Below are 19,672 nucleotides of genomic sequence, written 5' to 3' on the forward strand. Positions count from 1 at the left end.
ATGTTCTCATTCTAACGGTAATAAAAATCTATTTTCCATTTACCAACTGCAATATGCAAGGTATAATCTCGCCGCAATATTTCACCTCAAATCCTACTTACTAGGGAGATGTTGCCATGCTACGTTTACTGAAAGATGCACTAACCTTTGATGATGTGTTGTTGGTTCCTGCCCACTCGACCGTACTCCCTAATACCGCTGTTCTCAAAACCCGTTTAACGACTAAAATCGAACTGAATATTCCACTGGTGTCTGCTGCTATGGATACAGTAACCGAGTCTCGTCTTGCAATTGCAATGGCGCAAGAAGGCGGTTTAGGTTTTATTCATAAAAACATGAGTATTGAGCAACAAGCCGAAGAAGTCCGCAAAGTTAAAAGCTATGAAGCAGGGATTGTTCAAGACCCTGTTACCGTCACTCCCGCGACAAGTTTAACTGACCTACGTGAATTAACTGAGCGAAATGGTTTTGCTGGTTACCCTGTGGTGAATGATGCACACGAACTTGTGGGTATTATTACAGGCCGCGACGTACGTTTTGTTACCGACTGGAGCAAAACCGTTGCCGACATGATGACGCCAAAAGATCGCCTTGTGACAGTAACCGAAGGCACCAAGTTAGATGAAGTGCAAAAGTTAATGCATTCTCATCGTATTGAAAAAGTCCTTGTGGTTGACAATAATTTTAAACTTAAAGGCCTTGTCACTGTAAAAGATTTCGAAAAAGCTGAGCGCAAGCCAAACGCCTGTAAAGACGAGTTAGGTCGTTTACGTGTTGGTGCCGCAGTTGGTGCTGGTCCTGGTAACGAAGAGCGTGTTGACGCCCTTGTTAAAGCCGGTGTTGACGTACTGTTGATCGACTCATCACATGGTCACTCAGAAGGCGTATTACAACGCATTCGTGACACCCGCGCTAAATACCCAGATTTACAAATTGTTGGCGGTAACGTTGCTACGGCTTCTGGCGCGCTAGCGTTAGTTGAAGCCGGTGTTAACGCGGTTAAAGTAGGGATCGGCCCAGGCTCAATCTGTACTACTCGTATTGTTACTGGCGTAGGTGTACCTCAAATTACAGCCGTGTCTGATGCTGCTGAAGCGGTATTAGCGTTAGGCATCCCTGTGATTGCCGATGGTGGTATTCGTTTTTCTGGTGACTTAGCTAAAGCATTAGCCGCAGGTGCATCATGCATTATGGCGGGTTCAATGTTTGCCGGTACTGAAGAAGCACCTGGTGAGACTGAGCTTTATCAAGGCCGTGCGTATAAGTCATACCGTGGTATGGGCTCTCTTGGCGCAATGGGCCAAACTCAAGGTTCATCAGATCGTTATTTCCAAAGTGACAACGCCGCAGACAAATTAGTGCCTGAAGGCGTTGAAGGCCGCGTACCTTACAAAGGTAAGTTAAAAGAAATTATTCACCAGCACATGGGCGGTTTACGCTCATGCATGGGCTTAACAGGTTGTGCCACCATTAAAGATTTAAATGAAAAAGCACAATTTGTAAGAGTTACTTCAGCTGGAATGGGTGAGTCACACGTACATGACGTGACCATTACCAAAGAAGCACCAAACTATCGTTCATAATTACGGCAAGGGCGACATTTGTCGCCCTTTTGTTACACGCATTATGGCCACTGTATTGGCCATGGCATTTAATCAATTTGTAAAGGTTACCCATGATTAATATTCATGATCATAAGATTTTGATCCTCGATTTTGGTTCTCAGTACACTCAACTTATTGCCCGTCGTATTCGTGAAATTGGCGTGTATTGTGAGTTATGGGCTTGGGATGTGAGCGAAGCTCAAATTCGTGAATTTGCACCGAACGGCATTATTTTAGCCGGCGGTCCTGAAAGCGTAACCGCAGACAATTCACCACGTGCACCTGAATACGTATTTAATGCTGGCGTACCAGTGTTAGGCATTTGTTATGGCATGCAAACCATGTCAGAACAACTTGGCGGTAAAGTGATTCAAGGCGTTGGCGAAGGCGAGTTTGGCTATGCTCAAATCGAACTTCAAACCACGTCAGCATTGTTTAAAAGCATTGAAGATGCCGTAAGTGCAGATGGCAAGCCATTGCTTGATGTATGGATGAGCCACGGTGACAAGGTATCTGTGATCCCAGAAGGCTTTGTGACCGTTGCTAAAACGGCCACCTGTCCGTTTGCCGCTATGGTCAACGAAGAAAAGCGCTTTTACGGTGTGCAATTTCACCCAGAAGTGACGCACACTCGCCAAGGTCAGCGTATGCTTGAGCATTTTGCGTTAGACATTTGTGAATGTGAAGCAAACTGGAAACCGTCATCAATTATTGAAGATGCGATTGAGCGTTTAAAGCAACAAATTGGTGATGACGAAGTCATTCTGGGTCTGTCTGGCGGTGTTGATTCATCGGTAGTGGCGATGCTATTGCACCGCGCCATTGGCGACAAGTTAACATGTGTCTTTGTGGATAACGGCTTGCTGCGTTTAAACGAAGCAGAGCAAGTACTCGAAATGTTTGGCGATCACTTTGGACTCAATATTGTTCATGTCGATGCTGAAAACCGTTTCTTAGATGCGATGGCTGGCGAAGCTGAGCCTGAAGCTAAGCGCAAAATCATTGGTCGTGTCTTTGTTGAAATCTTCGACGAAGAATCTAAAAAATGTGCAAATGCGAAATGGCTAGCTCAAGGAACTATTTATCCAGACGTTATTGAATCTGCTGGTAGCGCCACAGGTAAGGCACATGTTATTAAGTCGCACCATAATGTTGGCGGTTTACCTGCTGATATGAAAATGGGCTTAGTTGAACCACTACGTGAATTATTTAAAGACGAAGTCCGTAAGATTGGTTTAGAACTAGGTCTGCCTTATAACATGCTTTATCGTCACCCGTTCCCAGGGCCTGGCCTTGGCGTGCGTGTACTTGGCGAAGTGAAAAAAGAGTACTGCGACCTGTTACGCCGTGCTGATGCTATTTTCATTGAAGAGCTGCATAAAGCCGATTTATACAATAAAGTCAGCCAGGCATTTACGGTTTTTTTACCGGTACGCTCGGTTGGTGTAATGGGTGATGGTCGTAAATATGATTGGGTTGTGTCGCTACGAGCAGTAGAAACTATCGACTTTATGACTGCACATTGGGCTCATTTGCCATACGATTTCTTAGGTCGCGTTTCAAACCGCATTATCAATGAAGTTGATGGTATATCTCGTGTGGTTTACGATATTTCAGGTAAGCCACCTGCGACTATCGAATGGGAATAACCCAACGGGGTTAATCTTGTGTAGAGGTTAAACAAAAAAGACGCTGCGGCGTCTTTTTTATTTGTTAGAATAGTCGAGTAGATCCCATGACTTAGGCTAATCGCGTGACAAATATTCCCAAGGCAGAGTGTGCCACTCAACTTGATCCCAATCTCTCTTCCTGTTCAGCTTCGCATGCGAATGCTAATCCAGAGGTTATCGATACACCTGTGAGTGAAGCTCAACAGATTATTGATCGCCAATGGATGCGTTTGGCCATGCAGCTAGCTGAGCAAGCAGAGTTAAAAGGTGAAGTGCCTGTTGGGGCCGTGTTAGTTAAAGATGATGTCATGATTGCCAGTGGGTTTAATTTAAGCATTATCAATAACGACCCCACCGCCCACGCCGAAATGGAATGTATTCGCCAGGCAGGTAAGGTGCTTAATAATTATCGAATGTTAGACACGACTTTGTATGTGACACTCGAACCTTGCGCGATGTGCGCGGGCGCAATGGTCCACGGACGCATTAAGCGCGTGGTTTATGGCGCGGATGATTTAAAAACCGGTGCTGCGGGTAGCGTGATTGATTTACTGCAACATCCTGCGTTTAATCATCAATTAGCCGTGAGTGCAGGGGTGTTAGCCGATGAGTGTGCAGAGCAGTTAAGTGCATTTTTTAAGCGCAGGCGAGCCGAAAAAAAAGCCCTCAAACTATTAGCTAAAAAGCAACAGATTGAAGACTAATTTGTTTGAGCAGTTAATCGTCGATTAACTATCTGTTTGAACTAATAAAAAATGTGCGCGTTGACGGTTTTGAATGCGGTTTTTATGTACTTTTAGCATGACACGACGGCGTGACATGGTGTTGCTTATCGCTCTTCTTCTCATACCGATACCCTTTAAATCATGTTGCTGAATTAAATCGCTTAACAACGCCGCAAGTGAGCGCTGTTGATAAGCCATAGTATTTTTTCACACTTAACAATGCAATCATACCAATTCCATTAATTATGTGACCAATCAGAGTCACTCAGATTGTTCAGTTTGAGGCGCATTGTTGAAATAATGGTTATTCCCTTCTGAGACAATGCAACAAAGAAATGGACAGTCTGAGTGTCTCCTGCAAGGCGGGTTTCTGTGCCTTCTATGCTGCTTAATAGCATTTTGACGTAGAGCAACTATGTCTTCAATCCTATTACTTGCCTAGAAGGCACAGAACTCCCGCTGAATGACCAGATAATTAGTGGAATTGGTATCATTATGGCTGCTGAGCCGACACATTGGTATTATACCATTGCGCGTTAGTAAATGATCTCTCAGCGAGAATTTAAAAGGGCTTAAACAAGGCGAATGACTGAATGAATAGTTGTTCTCTTTCGAAGTCATGCAACGCAGTGTAAGCCCTTTTAAAACTCGCCTGAAAGGAATGCCCCAGCGGCTTTTGCTTTGCGTTCTCGCTATTTGAAAGGGAACACCATTACTACATAGCGACGCCTTAATCAAAAACCGCTGGATGCATTCTGAGTGGTCACTTATTAATTCGTAATGGTATTAATTTGTACTTCTTCGGCAATCACTTCCATGCTGTCGCTTTCGTCGATCACTTCCATCTGTTTGGTTTGATTATCAACCCACACTAAAGTGTCGTAATAACGGCGAATACTGTCAACATAATGAACCGCTTCACTGCCTCTGGCATAACCATAACGAGTTTGTTTGTAATACTTTGACTGCTGTAACAGGGGTAAAACCTTTTTAACATCACGCCAGGCACTCGGATCTTTCCCCATCGACTCGGTTAAGCGGCGAGCATCTTCAACATGACCTAACCCTATATTGTAAGCTGCTAATGCAAACCAAATTCTTTGTGATTCAGAAATTGTATCGGGTAAACGTTCCATCATATCTTTTAAATAAAATGCGCCGCCACGAATACTTTGTTCAGCATCCAAGCGGTTTTCAACACCAACATAGGTTGCTGTAGGGCGGGTGAGCATCATCATTCCCCGTACACCGGTTCGCGAACGAGCCGTAGGGTTCCAATGTGATTCCTGGTAGCTCGCTGCGGCCAGTTTACGCCAATCTAATTCACCCGCATGTTCTTCAAACATGCTGCGATATTCGGGCAAAATATTGTCAATCGCGCGGATAAATGCACGAGTATCAACATAATCAAAGCGTTTTACATGGCCAAAATATTTTTCGTTGAGGTGCTCTAAAGTACCTGCACGTTTTTCTTTGTGCCAAAAGGCCAGCAGTTGACTCATTAAACGGTCACTGTCTTTTGGCGGTAATAACCAAACAACTTCGAGTTTTTCTTCCAAAATCATGCCCGCGCGTAATTCGGGTAAAAAACGTTGGTTGATTAATAAGCTATTTGAGTCTGAAATGGTGTAGTTCAATTCACCTTTGGCAACCAATGCAAATAACTCTTCGTTATCTTTGTCATTAACCTGGTTCCACATTAACTCAGGGTGATCTTTTTGTAATTGCGTTAAAGTATTTACCGATGATGAGTTCGCCATAACGGTAATTTCACCAGACAAGGTGCCAATGTCTTTAGGTTCTGGCGTGCCTTCTTTATAAACCAGAACCTGGTTGACTTTATATAGCGTAGGGCCAAGTTTAAACTGTTTACTGCGATTGGGGGTTTTGGCAATGCCTGCCGCAATAATATCGATATCATTATCTTTTAATGCTTTAAACAGTGCCTTACGATCGGTAAAAGGGATCATTTCTAACGGAACCGCTAGGTAATCGGCAAAACGTTGAGCCATTTCAAAATCAAAGCCGGTTTCACCTAACTCAGAATTGAGATATATCTGTGGTCCATAAAGCGTACCGACCTTAAGGACCGTACGTTTTTGCGCTGGCGCAGCAATATCCACCTGTTGAATATCAACTGGCTGACAGGCGCTGAGTATTGCGCAGAGTAAAATGACAAATAAGGTTTTAATCATATTTATTAACTGGTTATCTTAAGTTGTTCGTAAAATTCACGAGAGTAATAAGAGAAAAACGAGTGTAAATAGCCTTTAAATATGCAGGGGGATAGCGTTTTTTTTGCGATACTTTATCAGGTGTTTTCCTAAACGCCTAGACTTGTATAAATAAGCAGCAGAATTTGGTTGTTTTGCATTCAGATGTAAAGTCGTCATGCTATTCACTTTAGCATTATTATCATGGGATATTTTCCCTATCAGGAAACACTGTTTTCACCCGTGCTTGAAGGTGATTTGTATGGTGCAATTCCCTATAATAGCGCCAATTCTGACCCTCCTATATAAATTATAAGGTGAATAGACGTGATGGAAATCATTCGCGGAGCCCCTGCACTATCTGCATTTAGAGTTCAAAAACTCATGGAGGCTTGTGAAAACGCATCGCTTCCAGTGTCGCAAATTTATGCCGAATATGTGCATTTAGCCAATTTGACTGAACCACTCGATGATAATGAACGTCTACAACTCGAAACTATTCTTACCTACGGCCCAGCGATTGAATCGCACGCTCCACAAGGTGCATTACTGTTTGTTACTCCTCGTCCTGGCACGATTTCTCCTTGGTCATCTAAAGCAACCGACATCGCGCAAAATTGTGGTTTAAATAAGGTAAAGCGTTTAGAGCGCGGTATTGCCTATTATGTTGAGTCGGCCACCTTAACAGCCGAACAGCAAACACAATTACAAAGTTTATTGCACGACCGCATGGTCGAAGTCATGTTGCCAAGCTTTGATGACGCCCAAGTGTTATTTGCTCGCACAGAACCGGCTAAATTTAACAGCGTAAACATTTTGGCCGAAGGTCGCCGCGCGTTAGAAGTGGCGAATACGAAGTTAGGCTTAGCATTAGCAGATGATGAAATCGACTATTTAGTTGAAAACTTTGTTCGCTTAAATCGTAATCCCAACGACATCGAATTAATGATGTTTGCTCAAGCAAACTCAGAACATTGCCGTCATAAAATTTTTAACGCTGATTGGACAATCGATGGTGAAGTGCAGCCTAAATCATTGTTCAAAATGATTAAGAACACCTTTGAAGTGACGCCAGATTTTGTATTATCAGCTTATAAAGATAATGCTGCGGTAATGACCGGTTCGGTTGCAGGGCGTTTCTTTCCCGATCCTGATGGCGTTTACAATTACCATACAGAACCTATGCACGTGTTGATGAAAGTGGAAACCCACAATCACCCAACGGCAATCAGCCCATATCCAGGTGCAGCAACAGGTTCTGGCGGTGAAATTCGTGACGAAGGTGCGACGGGTCGTGGTTCTAAGCCAAAAGCCGGTTTAAATGGTTTTACTGTGTCCAACCTTAAAATCCCGGGTTTTGTACAGCCTTGGGAAGGTAATTACGGCAAACCTGATCGTATTGTCACCCCATTAGAAATTATGCTAGAAGGCCCATTAGGCGGCGCGGCATTTAATAACGAGTTTGGTCGTCCTGCTATTACCGGGTATTTCCGTACCTATGAGCAAGAAGTCTCGAGCCATAATGGTGTTGAAGTAAGGGGTTACCATAAGCCGATTATGATTGCGGGTGGTTTAGGTAACATCCGGGAAGAGCACGTTCAAAAAGGCGAAATCACCGTTGGCGCTAAGCTCATTGTGTTGGGCGGCCCAGCAATGAATATCGGATTGGGCGGCGGCGCAGCCTCTTCTATGGCATCTGGTCAATCGAGTGAAGATTTAGATTTTGCTTCTGTGCAACGTGAAAACCCTGAAATGGAACGTCGCTGCCAGGAAGTGATTGATCGCTGTTGGCAATTAGGCGACACCAACCCCATTCAATTTATTCATGACGTGGGTGCGGGCGGTTTATCAAACGCTTTCCCTGAATTGGTTAATGATGGTAATCGTGGCGGCGTGTTCAATTTACGTAATGTGCCTTCGGACGAACCTGGCATGAGCCCACTTGAAATTTGGTGTAACGAATCTCAAGAACGTTATGTGTTATCGGTTGCCCCAGAAAATCTGCAACAGTTTGCTGATATTTGTGCTCGTGAGCGTGCGCCATTTGCGGTTGTAGGTGAAGCCACAGAAGAGATGCATTTAACGCTTGCTGACAGCCACTTCAATAACAAGCCAATTGATTTACCGCTTGAAGTATTATTAGGTAAAGCGCCTAAAATGAGTCGTGATGTGGTGTCTGCTAAGGCAGTGTCACCCGCGTTAGATCAAACTAAAATTGAGCTAACTGAGGCAGTTAAACGCATTCTGACGTTACCAACCGTTGCTGACAAAACCTTTTTAATCACCATTGGCGATCGCTCTGTAACCGGGTTAGTTAATCGTGACCAAATGGTCGGTCCTTGGCAGGTACCTGTTGCGGATTGTGCAGTCACGGCATCAAGTTATGACAGCTACACCGGCGAAGCGATGTCGATGGGCGAGCGCACTCCGTTAGCACTACTCGATTTTGATGCATCGGCTCGTATGGCTGTTGCTGAGTCGATTATGAACATTGCCGGTACCGATATAGGTTCGTTCAAAAGAATTAAATTATCGGCCAACTGGATGTCGCCAGCCGGTCACCCTGGTGAAGATGCCGGGCTTTATGAAGCCGTTAAAGCTATCGGTGAAGACTTATGTCCAGCGCTGGGTATTACTATTCCTGTTGGTAAAGACTCCATGTCGATGAAAACCGCATGGCAAGACAACGGCGTCAGTAAAACCGTGACATCGCCGATGTCGTTAGTCATTACTGCCTTTGGTATTGTGCAAGACATTCGTAAAACCGTTACACCAGAGCTGCGCTCAGACAAAGGTGATAGCGCATTATTGATGCTGGACTTGAGCAACGGCCAAAACCGTTTAGGCGGTTCATGTTTAGCGCAGGTGTACAGCGAGCTTGGCGATATTGCGCCAACACTGGACAACACGGCTAACCTAGCTGGCTTCTTTGAAGTGATACAAAAATTAGTATCAGACCAGGCTGTTATCGCTTATCACGATCGCAGCGACGGTGGGTTATTTACCACCCTAGTTGAAATGGCATTTGCCGGTAACACAGGCTTAACTATCGATTTAGCAGGCTTAAATGGCACTGATTTAGAGCGTTTGTTTAACGAAGAATTAGGCGCTGTAATCCAAGTTAGCGCAGCTCAAGCCGCTGACATTGCTGAGCAATTTGAAGCTAAAGGCGTGAGCTGTCATCACATTGGTGGTTTACAAGCTGCAGATAAGATCAGCATTACTGATGGCAAACGCGTTATCTTTGCCGACACCCGCACTGCATTACGCACTTTGTGGTCTGAAACCACCTACCGTATGCAAGCGTTACGTGATAATCCAGAATGCGCTAAGCAAGAGTTTGACCTTAAACAGCAAGCTGATGCACCGGGCTTAACCGTAAAATTAGGCTTTAACCCGAGTGAAGATGTTGCCGCACCTTATATTTTAAAAGGCGCCGCGCCAAAAATGGCTATTTTACGTGAGCAGGGTGTTAACTCGCACATTGAAATGGCCGCAGCATTTGACCGCGCAGGCTTTGAAAGCCGTGACGTACACATGTCAGATATCTTATCGGGTCGTGTCAGCTTAGAAGAATTCCAGGGCCTAGTGGCTTGTGGTGGTTTCTCTTATGGTGACGTACTTGGCGCCGGTGAAGGTTGGGCGAAGTCGATTTTATTTAACAGCCGTGCTCGTGACGAATTTAGCCGCTTCTTTGAGCGTGATTCAAGCATTGCGCTTGGTGTGTGTAACGGTTGCCAAATGTTATCTAACTTAAAAGAAATCATCCCTGGCAGTGAGCATTGGCCACATTTTGTGCGCAACCGTTCGGAGCGTTTTGAAGCACGCTTTAGTTTGGTTGAAGTACAACAAACACCGTCGGTATTCTTCGAGGGTATGGTCGGTTCACGCATGCCAATCGCGGTATCTCACGGTGAGGGTTTAGCAGAGTTTGCCAATGCCCAAGCGCTTGCTGCTGCCCAAGCGTCAGGCACAATTGCACTGCGTTATGTTGATGGTCACGGTAACATTGCAACACAGTACCCAGAAAATCCTAACGGTTCACCAGACGGTTTAACGGGTATTTGTACCACTGACGGTCGTGTCACCATCATGATGCCGCATCCAGAACGTGTATTTAGAACCGTTGCTAACTCATGGCACCCAGATGGTTGGGGCGAAGACAGTCCATGGATGCGCATGTTCCGTAACGCGCGAGTTAAGATTGGCTAAGGTTGAAGGCAAGCCCTCAAATCGGTTGGCTATCAGCTACAGTTTATAAATGACTGCTGTAAGCAACCTTTTGTAAATAAAGCCCTAAAAAACAAATGGCGACTCAATTGAGTCGCCATTTTTATTGGTTTAATTTTGTATTTAATCAATAAGTAAATCAATAAGCAAAACAAAAAGCCCCACGGCATTAGGCTGTGGGGCTTTTTGTTACTATGGCATTAAAACCATGATGGGTCTTTATCGAATTGCGCTAACAAAAACAATCTACCGCATCACGTTTTGCCGCCTAAACGGAATCAATAAGATACGTAAGTTTACGTTATTTATCTTCTTTCTTAGTAAACATTTCAGAAAAGGCAAGTTTGTATAGGTTTACAATATTTTCAAATAATAGCGTCATAACAAGATCTCGGAACATTTAGGGGAGGGGATTAAGACTACGACGCAATAAATGTAGTAATTCGTGTTCTTAATTGTGCACAAATTATACTGTGAGTGTGAATTTTGCTCAAATGAGAAAAAGTGATGCCAGGGATTAGTTTTATTAATGGGTTGATTTTTTGTTATGACTTTGTCCTTAGCGGGATTTTCCTATCACCTTGTTAATAATGAGTATTATTTCTTGTGTGTTTTAATTTGTTAAAGTTTTACTTATCCGCAACAAAATAATAGCAGTGTGTTACTGCGATTAATCAACCCTTTCTGGTTAAGCGTCATTCCTTCATGTTTTGAATCTTAAATGATGTCCGCCTAGCAATTTGGTTGGTATTGTCAATACCTCTAGCGAGAGGGTAAGTGCTAATTGAATGGTCTTGATGGTTTTTACCGCAAAAGTTGATTTGCTTTGCGTCACAAAGTTGACTTTTTTGTGCGATGTAGCGCAAGTGTTAAATTCGTAACTCGCTGAATAATATATACTAATAAATATCCATGCGAAAAATCTAATGTTGGTCACATAATTGAGTAAAAAATATGATCTACCAACACTTTATACCGTAAGATATAGGGCGTTTAAGATAGAATTTAAAAATGTAAGTTAATGGTTAATTGTCACTTTCCAACGGCAAACGTGGCAGCGCCATTGTCTTTAAATTATCGTTTTCAGGTATAACATCACACAGTGGTAATTAGGCTATTGCCGTGTTGTATTTGGTCGTACTGAAAGAAGTAAGGAATTGCCAATGATTATTGAAGAGGTTGTTGAGCTTTCGCGTTATCAATTCGCGTTTACAGCTATGTACCACTTTCTATTTGTTCCACTCACCCTCGGTTTAGCCTTTATTCTTGCGATTATGGAATCACTGTATGTGATGACAAATAATCAGATATATAAAGATATGACTAAATTCTGGGGTAAACTTTTCGGGATTAACTTTGCCTTAGGTGTTGCTACGGGTTTAGCGATGGAATTCCAGTTTGGTACTAACTGGTCATACTATTCTCATTATGTCGGTGATATTTTCGGTGCGCCTCTGGCCATTGAAGCTTTGATGGCTTTCTTCCTTGAATCGACCTTAGTGGGTATGTTCTTTTTTGGTTGGGATCGTTTTAGCAAACGTCAACATCTTGCCGTGACCTGGTTAGTGGCCATTGGTTCTAACATGTCGGCATTATGGATTTTGATTGCCAACGGTTGGATGCAAAACCCTGTGGGTTCGGTGTTTAACTATGAAACCATGCGTATGGAAATGGTCGACTTTGCGGCTTTGGTATTCAACCCTGTAGCGCAAGTTAAGTTTGTTCATACTGTTGCTTCTGGTTATGTAGCCGGCGCCATGTTTGTACTTGCGATTAGCGCGTATTACATATTAAAAGGCCGTGACTTACCGTTTGCGCGTCGCTCATTTGCGATTGCTGCCAGTTTCGGTTTAGCTTCAATCCTATCGGTTATTGTACTGGGTGATGAATCTGGCTACGAAGTCGGTGAAGTTCAGCGTGTTAAATTAGCGGCTATTGAAGCTGAGTGGCACACAGAGCCTGCTCCAGCAGCCTTTACTGCAGTAGGTTTCCCTAATCAAGAAACCATGCACACAGATTACGCTGTTAAAATACCGTATTTAATGGGGATTATTGCCACTCGTTCTTTAGATGAAGAAGTGACTGGCCTTAAAGATCTTATTAAAGAGCACGAAGTGCGTATTCGTACTGGTATGGTGGCATATGGACTGCTTGAAAAATTGCGTGCTGGTGATGAAACGCCAGAGGTAAGAGCACAATTTGAAGCCGTTAAAGACGACTTAGGCTATGGCTTCTTGCTTAAGCGTTATACCGATAAAGTGGTTGATGCGACTGAAGAGCAAATTATCGCAGCATCGTATGACTCTATTCCAACGGTAGCACCTATGTTCTGGACCTTCCGCATTATGGTTGGCGCCGGGGTGATTATGTTGTTTGTATTTGCCGCTGCATTTTGGCAAAGCACTCGTCATAAAATCGCTGAGAAAAAATGGGTACTGCGCGCAGCACTTTACAGCTTACCGCTTCCTTGGGTTGCCATTGAATGTGGTTGGTTTGTGTCAGAGTTTGGCCGTCAACCGTGGACCATCTCAGAAGTATTACCCACCTTTATGTCAGCATCGAGTTTAACGCCGGCCGATTTATGGTTCAGTATTATTTCGATTACGGTTTTCTACACTATTCTGTTGGTGATAGAGGCTTATTTGATGTTTAAATTTGCACGTCTCGGCCCAAGCAGTTTAAAAACCGGTCGTTACCATTTTGAAAACCAAGATGCTTAGGCGGAGGACCTGATTATGTTTGATTATGAAGTATTAAGATTTATCTGGTGGGCATTACTTGGCGTAATATTAGTTGGTTTTGCTGTTGCTGATGGCTTTGACATGGGCGTGGGTGCACTGTTACCGATTATCGGTAAAGATGACACCGAACGTCGTATTATGATCAATACCATTGCACCACACTGGGACGGTAACCAGGTATGGCTAATTACTGCTGGTGGCGCGCTGTTTGCCGCCTGGCCAATGGTATATGCAGTATCGTTTTCGGGCTTTTACGTGGCGATGATGCTTGTACTATTTGCATTGTATTTACGCCCTGTAGGGTTTGATTATCGTTCTAAAATCGAAGATCCAAGATGGCGTAAATCATGGGATTGGGCGTTATTTGTTGGCGGTTTTGTGCCACCATTAATTATTGGTGTGGCATTTGGTAACCTACTTCAAGGTGTACCATTTAACTTTGATGAATACTTGCGTGCAACCTATCACGGTGGTTTCTTCGGATTATTAAATCCGTTTGGCTTATTAGCTGGCCTAGTGTGTGTGTCGATGTTTATGATGCAAGGCGCATCTTGGCTACAAATGAAAACTGAAGGCGAGCTTCGAGTTCGTAGTGCTAAAGCTTCTCAAGTTTGTGCCAGTTTGTTATTTGTGCTGTTTGGTGCCGCCGGCGTTTGGTTAGTCAATGGTATTGATGGTTATGTTATTACATCAACGCTTGACCTAGCAGGACCGTCAAACCCAACCACTAAAACCGTTGCTGTTGAGGCCGGTGCTTGGTTAGCAAACTACGATAAATATCCAGTGACAATGCTATTCCCTATTTTGGGCTTAGTTATGCCAGTATTAGTTATATTAGCCAGTCGCTTTACTCGCAGTGGTTTTGCCTTCTTGTTTAGCTCGTTAGCCGTGGCTTGTGTTATTTTTACTTGTGGTGCAGCAATGTTCCCATTCGTAATGCCATCGTCTTTAGAGCCTAATGTGAGCTTAACCATGTGGGATGCTACAGCCAGTAAAATGACCTTAACCGTCATGACTTATGTTGCTGCTATTTTCGTACCCCTTATTCTTTCTTATACTGCTTGGACTTATTACAAGATGTTCGGCCGTTTAAATCGTGAATTTATTGAAAACAATAAAACCTCACTTTACTAAATTAAGGAGCAACATCTATGTGGTATTTTGCGTGGATTTTAGGTGTGTTACTGGCGTGTTCATTCGGTATTATTAACGCCTTATGGCTTGAGAATACAGAGAATATGGATCGTCAAAGCGAAGATTAATCTTCTGCTATTAACCCATAAAAAAACCGCTTTAGAAATAAAGCGGTTTTTTATTGGCTACAACTTTGCGTTTACGCCGCTAACTCGTTACAGCTAACTTGTGACTGTTAACTCGTAACGGCTTGCCCTTGTCGAATTGCTCTTCGCGGTTTCATTAACAGTAAATACATCACCGGTACCCATATTAACGACAACATGGTCGCCAGTAATGTGCCGCCGGCAATGGCGATGGCAAAAGGTGGCCAAAACCCGCCGCCAGCAATAATTAACGGTAAAAACCCGCCGATAGTGGTAATGGTGGTTGAACCAATATGACGCCCGCAGCTACTGACAGTATCGATTATTAATGCCAAATTACCTTGTTTAGCGTCTGGCACATCCTCAAGCTCTGCTAAAATGACAATGGCGGCGTTAATCGCTAATCCCATCAATCCCAATAAACCGATAATCACGGTGAAACCAAATGGGTAACCAAACACAAATACCGCTAGTAAACCTAAACCAGCAGATTGAAAGGCGCTGAGTAAAATAATGGCCGTTAATCTAAATGAATTAAACGACAGCACCACAGTGGCTAACAGTAAGGTGAATACCAACACAATGTTAGACAATAAGTTGCCTACCGCTTCATTACGCTTGGCACTTTCGCCACCAATTTCGACATGATAACCCGCAGGAATAACCAATTTGGCCACTTCATCTTTGGCGTCATTTAATACCTGTGCCGGCAATACACCGCTAGTGATGTAGGCTTCAATCGTGTTAACCCGCTCACCATTTCGACGCGGTATAGCGCCGCGGCTCACATTAACCTCATTATAAGATAATGCAGAGAGGGGAATGCCAGACCCTGAAGGTGATACTAGGTTTATTTCGGCTAAACGAGTTGTTTGCTCGCGACTGGTATCGCCTAAACGAACTCGTACAGGTAACGATTCGGTTTGCTCTAAAATACTGCCACCAATAATCCCGGTGGTGGCCATTTGAATTTGGCTGGCTATGTCACTTAAACTTAAGCCGCTCATTAAACTCGCGTCTTCATTCACTTGTAACCACACTTTTGGCGCACCTGAACTCAAGGTTGCCCGGGTATGAATTACATCGGGCGTGGCATTTAAAATACCTCTCACTTGTTCGCCCAGTGTTTTTAGTGTGTCTAAATTAGGGCCATAAATTCGTAACTCTACAGGAGCGTTAAACGGCGGGCCTTGTTCTAATTTTCGCACCAGTATTTGTGCTTGTGGGTATTCTCTATCAAGCTCTTTTTGCAATTGTAAAATTAATCGATTGGCAGCAACAAAATCGGTGACTTTTATCATCGCCTGGGCGTAATTCGTTGCCCCTTGCTGGCGCTGAGTTAAGTTGTAGTAAAACGACGGCGTGTTGCCGCCTACTACCCAGGTTGCCGCAAGAATGTCATCTATCTTTTGTAGCTTGGCATCAATGAGTTTCACCTGGGCCAAGGTATGTTCAATACTAACATGTGGTGCTAAGTGAACTTCTAGCTGAAACATATCCCTGTCTGATGGCGGGAAAAATTGCTCAGTCATTTTTCCCGCAGCAAAAAAGCCTGCCACAGGCAAAATACCAATAACCACAGCAGTCAGTATCGGGCGGTGTAAAGCAAAGCGTAAGCTCGCGGTAAAGGCCTGGCTAATTTTTGGAAATGCCATACCTTGTTGATACCAGGCTGTAGGTTTTTCACTGCGACTAAAGCGACCTGCAAGACCAGCAATAATAGTGTGTGAAATAATATATGAACCCAAAAGGGCGAACATCACCGAAATGGCAATCCCACCGACAAATTCACCCGCCGCGCCAGGCATTAACACAATTGGTGCAAATGCTAGCATGGTGGTAACGGTTGACCCCGCTAGCGGCAGCCATAAATGATGCAGAGTTTTTGATACCGCTTCGAGCTTGCTCATGCCTTGCTGGCGACGCTGTGCAATGGCATCGACAATGACAATCGCGTTATCAACCATAATACCCAGTGCAACCACTAGCCCTGTCACCGACATTTGATGAATGGGTAATCCCGTGTATTTCATGCAAGTGAGCGTGAACAAGGCTGTTAACGGCAGTGAGATAGCCACAATAACGGCATTGCGTAGGCCCAACGTGAGCATTAACACCACAAGGATGATAATAAAACCCTGTAATAAGTTAATCACCAAATCGCCGAGCCGGTCTTTAGTGTAACTTTGTTGATCGAACAACCACTGCACTTCAATGTTAGCCGGTAAATTAACCGAAAATGCCTCAATGGTTTGGCTAACTTGCTGTTGCCATAAATCCACTCGATTATTGTTAAGCATGCGGGCAGAAACCAAAATGCCTTGCTGACTATCAATAAGGGCAATGCTACTCGCTGGCGTTTTAGCCTGGCGAGTAATGGTCGCCACATCACCTAAGCGAATAATCTGGCCATATTCATCGACTTTTAAAGGTACTTGACGAATACGGTTTTGCGAGTCGAGTTCACCCGAGACTTCAACTAATGCTCTAAACTGACTGTTATTGATTTCTCCAGCGGATATTTTACTGTCGGCATTAGATAAAATGGCCGCGATACTGGCTGGGGTGAGATGAAGCTGGCTGATTTTATTGCCGTCAAGCTCAACCAATATCTCTTCTTCTGGGGCGCCATACAGTTTGGCAAAGTCAGTGCCATTCAATAGGCGTAATCGACTTTGCAGTTCTTTGGCATAGCGATTTAAAATATCAGCTCGAACAGGCGAATCATCAGCCCACACCACACCTAAAATAGCGGTACTGGCATAGCCTAATTGATCATCTAGCACACCATTTTGTGCCGCTTCAGGTAATAAAAACTTGCTGTCTGCGATTAAGTCTCGGGCTCTTGACCATACCGGATCGGTTTCAATAACCGTATCTTTTAATTCCAGTTGAATAACCGAAATGCCCGGGCGCGATGTCGACTGCACCAGCTTTAAATCTTCCAGGCGGCGTAATTGATTTTCAAGCACTTCAGTGACTAAGGCTTCTACGCGCTCGGCAGAAGCGCCAGGGTATTGAGTGATAACCGAGGCAAATCGATTCGTGATGTGGGGATCTTCTGTACGCGGCAAACTGGATATTGCTCCCAGTCCGGCAACAATTAACAGCGCGATAAATAAGCTGGTTAAGCGACCATTTTCAAGAAACGCCTTAATCATATCGCCTCCAACGATTGCGCTTTAGCCAGGGTCACTTTTTGGCCTACCACTATTTTGTGCAAGCCGTCAGTCACAATCAGTTCATTGGCTTGTATGGCACCTTTGATATAAGCCTGTTGTTCATTTGTATAAATAATCTCAACATCTCTGCGCTCAATTTGATAAAGCGGTTGTTCATCTTGTACCAAAACATACACATTCCATAAACCGCGGACGCCGTCGGTTAATGCCGACATTGGCACCCAATAGCCTTCGGTTAAACTGTCTTGTTGATACACCAGATAAGCGATTTCACCGTTAATCACTCTAGCAGAGTCGGGCAATTGAATGCGCAGTTGTACCGTACGGCTAATGGTGTTGACTTCAGCACTTATCCCAGCAATTTTGGCGGTAAAAGTTTGTTTGCCTACACGCACGTCGACACCTTGTTGCGCTGTTAATTGATGGGCGATATCAACCGGCACACCAATATAAGCCACAGGTTGGCTGTTACCGACTAAATTAAACACCGCACTGCCAAGGGCAATCACCTCTCCAAGGTTGTGATAACGTTGGCTAATGACGCCATCAAATGGCGCGAGTAAGGTTGATTTTTCAAGCTTTAACTTAGCGGCGCTCAAACTGGCATCAATGCGCTTTTGATTGGCTTGTAGGCTAATCACCTGTTGCTGGGTTTCATCGAGTTGTTGCGCCGACACATAGTTTTGCGTTTTCAATTTTTCAGTACGCACTAGTGTGCTTTTGGCTAAATCAATATCGGCTTGAGTTTGTAATAGGCTTGCTTCTAGTTGTTGTTTTTCTGCAACCAATAAGTCGGTGTCTAATTGGGCTAAAACCTGGCCTTTTTTGACCACATCACCACTGTCTACCACAATATTATTGAGTTTACCCGCTAATTCAAATCCTATGCCTGTGGTGTTTGCTGAGCGGATGGTACCGGTATAGGTTTGCATTTGTTGGTAACGATCATTAAGCACTAAGCTTTGCGCCAATACCGACTGATACTCAACAGTTTGCGAATGCTCTTTAACCTCAGAGCCACAGCCACTTAATAGCATTATGCTCAACCCTAATGCACAGTAGCGAAGATGTTGGGTGAATGACCTTACAGCAAACATAATTATTCCCTTAAAGCGATATGTGGTTCGGCAATGACTCATCGTTAAAATATGTAATGACAGAAATCTGCACGACATACCGTAAGATGTAACTTAATTGTTAACTAGACTTGGTAGTCTAATTTTATAAAACTAGACTGTCCAGTCTATTTTTGGTTATGATGATTTAATCGTACAGATACAACCCTTCAATTTTTACGCTCGTTTAAGCCTATGGAAAACACATGACAAAAGAGACGTCAGCCACAAACAATGACGAACAAGTTAACTTGAGCCGCAGTGAACAAAAGCGCAATCAAGTGCTTGAGTCGGCAATGGAGTTGTTTTGCCACAAAGGTTTTCCGTTAACCAGTATGGACGAGGTTGCCAAACATGCGGGCGTATCAAAACAGACGGTATACTCGCACTTTGGCTCTAAAGATGATTTGTTCGTTGCCGCAATAGACTCTAAGTGTGTAGTACATCAACTCACTGACGATGCCTTAATTGATGCAACCGATCCGCAGCGAGTGATATTGTTATTTGCCAAACAGTTTGGCGAATTGATTGTCAGTAAAGACACCATGACAGTATTTAAAACTTGCGTCGCACAAGCCGAGACTCACCCGGAAGTGTCCAAACTGTTTTACGATGCAGGGCCCAAACATATTTTGGGATTAATTCGCGAATATTTAACCAAGGTTAACCAACACGGTGAGTATTATTTCGCTAACCCTCACGACAGTGCGGTAAGGTTATGTTTAATGTTGTTTGGTGAGCTAAAATTACGCTTAGAATTAGCATTAGAGACTGATCACTTGCTATTAAGTAGACAACAATACTTACAAGATACCGCAGAGATGTTTTTGCGGGCTCACAAGGTTGCGATAAAATAATACCTAGGATTTGAACTGAAGCGCGACTAAATCAGTATTGGTTCAGATAGTTTAC

12 protein-coding genes are annotated in these 19,672 nt (G+C 43.8%); 8 read left to right on the forward strand and 4 right to left on the reverse strand.

From position 1 onward, the window contains the following. Positions 1 to 116: 116 nt before the first annotated feature. The 3 genes from guaB to tadA all read left to right on the forward strand — a co-directional run bounded on the left by guaB (position 117) and on the right by tadA (position 3,978). Entirely contained in the window at positions 117 to 1,583 is a 1,467-nt protein-coding gene (gene guaB / locus AC19MV_RS20190) for an IMP dehydrogenase (RefSeq protein WP_188954458.1), read from the forward strand. Between the two features lie 92 nt (positions 1,584 to 1,675). Further along, positions 1,676 to 3,253: a glutamine-hydrolyzing GMP synthase gene (gene guaA, locus AC19MV_RS20195; RefSeq protein WP_432398883.1), complete on the forward strand. Its 1,578-nt coding sequence runs from the start codon at positions 1,676 to 1,678 to the stop codon at positions 3,251 to 3,253. A gap of 197 nt (positions 3,254 to 3,450) precedes the next feature. Then, positions 3,451 to 3,978, forward strand: coding sequence for a tRNA adenosine(34) deaminase TadA (tadA, locus tag AC19MV_RS20200; RefSeq protein WP_498309776.1), 528 nt, complete (start codon positions 3,451 to 3,453; stop codon positions 3,976 to 3,978). Between the two features lie 24 nt (positions 3,979 to 4,002). On the opposite strand, the gene AC19MV_RS20205 is transcribed toward tadA, so the two are convergent. Together AC19MV_RS20205 and mltF are read right to left on the reverse strand one after the other, a co-directional pair. Continuing rightward, positions 4,003 to 4,197: a hypothetical protein gene (locus AC19MV_RS20205; RefSeq protein WP_498309759.1), complete on the reverse strand. Its 195-nt coding sequence runs from the start codon at positions 4,195 to 4,197 to the stop codon at positions 4,003 to 4,005. Positions 4,198 to 4,769: 572 nt separating this feature from the next. After that, the gene (gene mltF / locus AC19MV_RS20210) at positions 4,770 to 6,194 is read right to left on the reverse strand and encodes a membrane-bound lytic murein transglycosylase MltF (RefSeq protein WP_498309760.1); all 1,425 of its coding nucleotides are present in this window, start codon (positions 6,192 to 6,194) and stop codon (positions 4,770 to 4,772) included. Positions 6,195 to 6,542: 348 nt separating this feature from the next. On the opposite strand from mltF, the gene purL reads away from it, so the two are divergent. The 4 genes from purL to cydX all read left to right on the forward strand — a co-directional run bounded on the left by purL (position 6,543) and on the right by cydX (position 14,445). After that, positions 6,543 to 10,424 (forward strand): phosphoribosylformylglycinamidine synthase, encoded by a 3,882-nt coding sequence (purL, locus tag AC19MV_RS20215; protein WP_498309761.1) that lies wholly within the window; start codon positions 6,543 to 6,545, stop codon positions 10,422 to 10,424. A 1,181-nt stretch (positions 10,425 to 11,605) separates the two neighbouring features. Beyond that, the gene (locus AC19MV_RS20220) at positions 11,606 to 13,162 is read left to right on the forward strand and encodes a cytochrome ubiquinol oxidase subunit I (RefSeq protein WP_432405540.1); all 1,557 of its coding nucleotides are present in this window, start codon (positions 11,606 to 11,608) and stop codon (positions 13,160 to 13,162) included. Between the two features lie 15 nt (positions 13,163 to 13,177). After that, positions 13,178 to 14,317, forward strand: coding sequence for a cytochrome d ubiquinol oxidase subunit II (gene cydB, locus AC19MV_RS20225; protein ID WP_498309762.1), 1,140 nt, complete (start codon positions 13,178 to 13,180; stop codon positions 14,315 to 14,317). A gap of 17 nt (positions 14,318 to 14,334) precedes the next feature. Continuing rightward, complete coding sequence (cydX, locus tag AC19MV_RS20230) at positions 14,335 to 14,445, forward strand: cytochrome bd-I oxidase subunit CydX (RefSeq protein WP_059747876.1); 111 nt, start codon at positions 14,335 to 14,337, stop codon at positions 14,443 to 14,445. A gap of 107 nt (positions 14,446 to 14,552) precedes the next feature. On the opposite strand, the gene AC19MV_RS20235 is transcribed toward cydX, so the two are convergent. Continuing rightward, positions 14,553 to 17,624 carry an efflux RND transporter permease subunit gene (locus tag AC19MV_RS20235; protein ID WP_498309763.1) on the reverse strand — a complete coding sequence of 1,024 codons (3,072 nt, stop codon included), beginning with the start codon at positions 17,622 to 17,624 and terminating at the stop codon, positions 14,553 to 14,555. Beyond that, a complete protein-coding gene (locus AC19MV_RS20240) occupies positions 17,621 to 18,742 on the reverse strand; it encodes an efflux RND transporter periplasmic adaptor subunit (RefSeq protein WP_498309764.1) in 1,122 nt (373 codons plus the stop codon). The genes AC19MV_RS20235 and AC19MV_RS20240 overlap by 4 nt, the downstream gene beginning before the upstream one ends. Before the next feature lie 224 nt (positions 18,743 to 18,966). On the opposite strand from AC19MV_RS20240, the gene AC19MV_RS20245 reads away from it, so the two are divergent. Next, positions 18,967 to 19,617 carry a TetR/AcrR family transcriptional regulator gene (locus AC19MV_RS20245; protein WP_498309765.1) on the forward strand — a complete coding sequence of 217 codons (651 nt, stop codon included), beginning with the start codon at positions 18,967 to 18,969 and terminating at the stop codon, positions 19,615 to 19,617. Positions 19,618 to 19,672 lie beyond the last annotated feature (55 nt).

The organism is Shewanella sp. MF05913, from assembly GCF_059758095.1.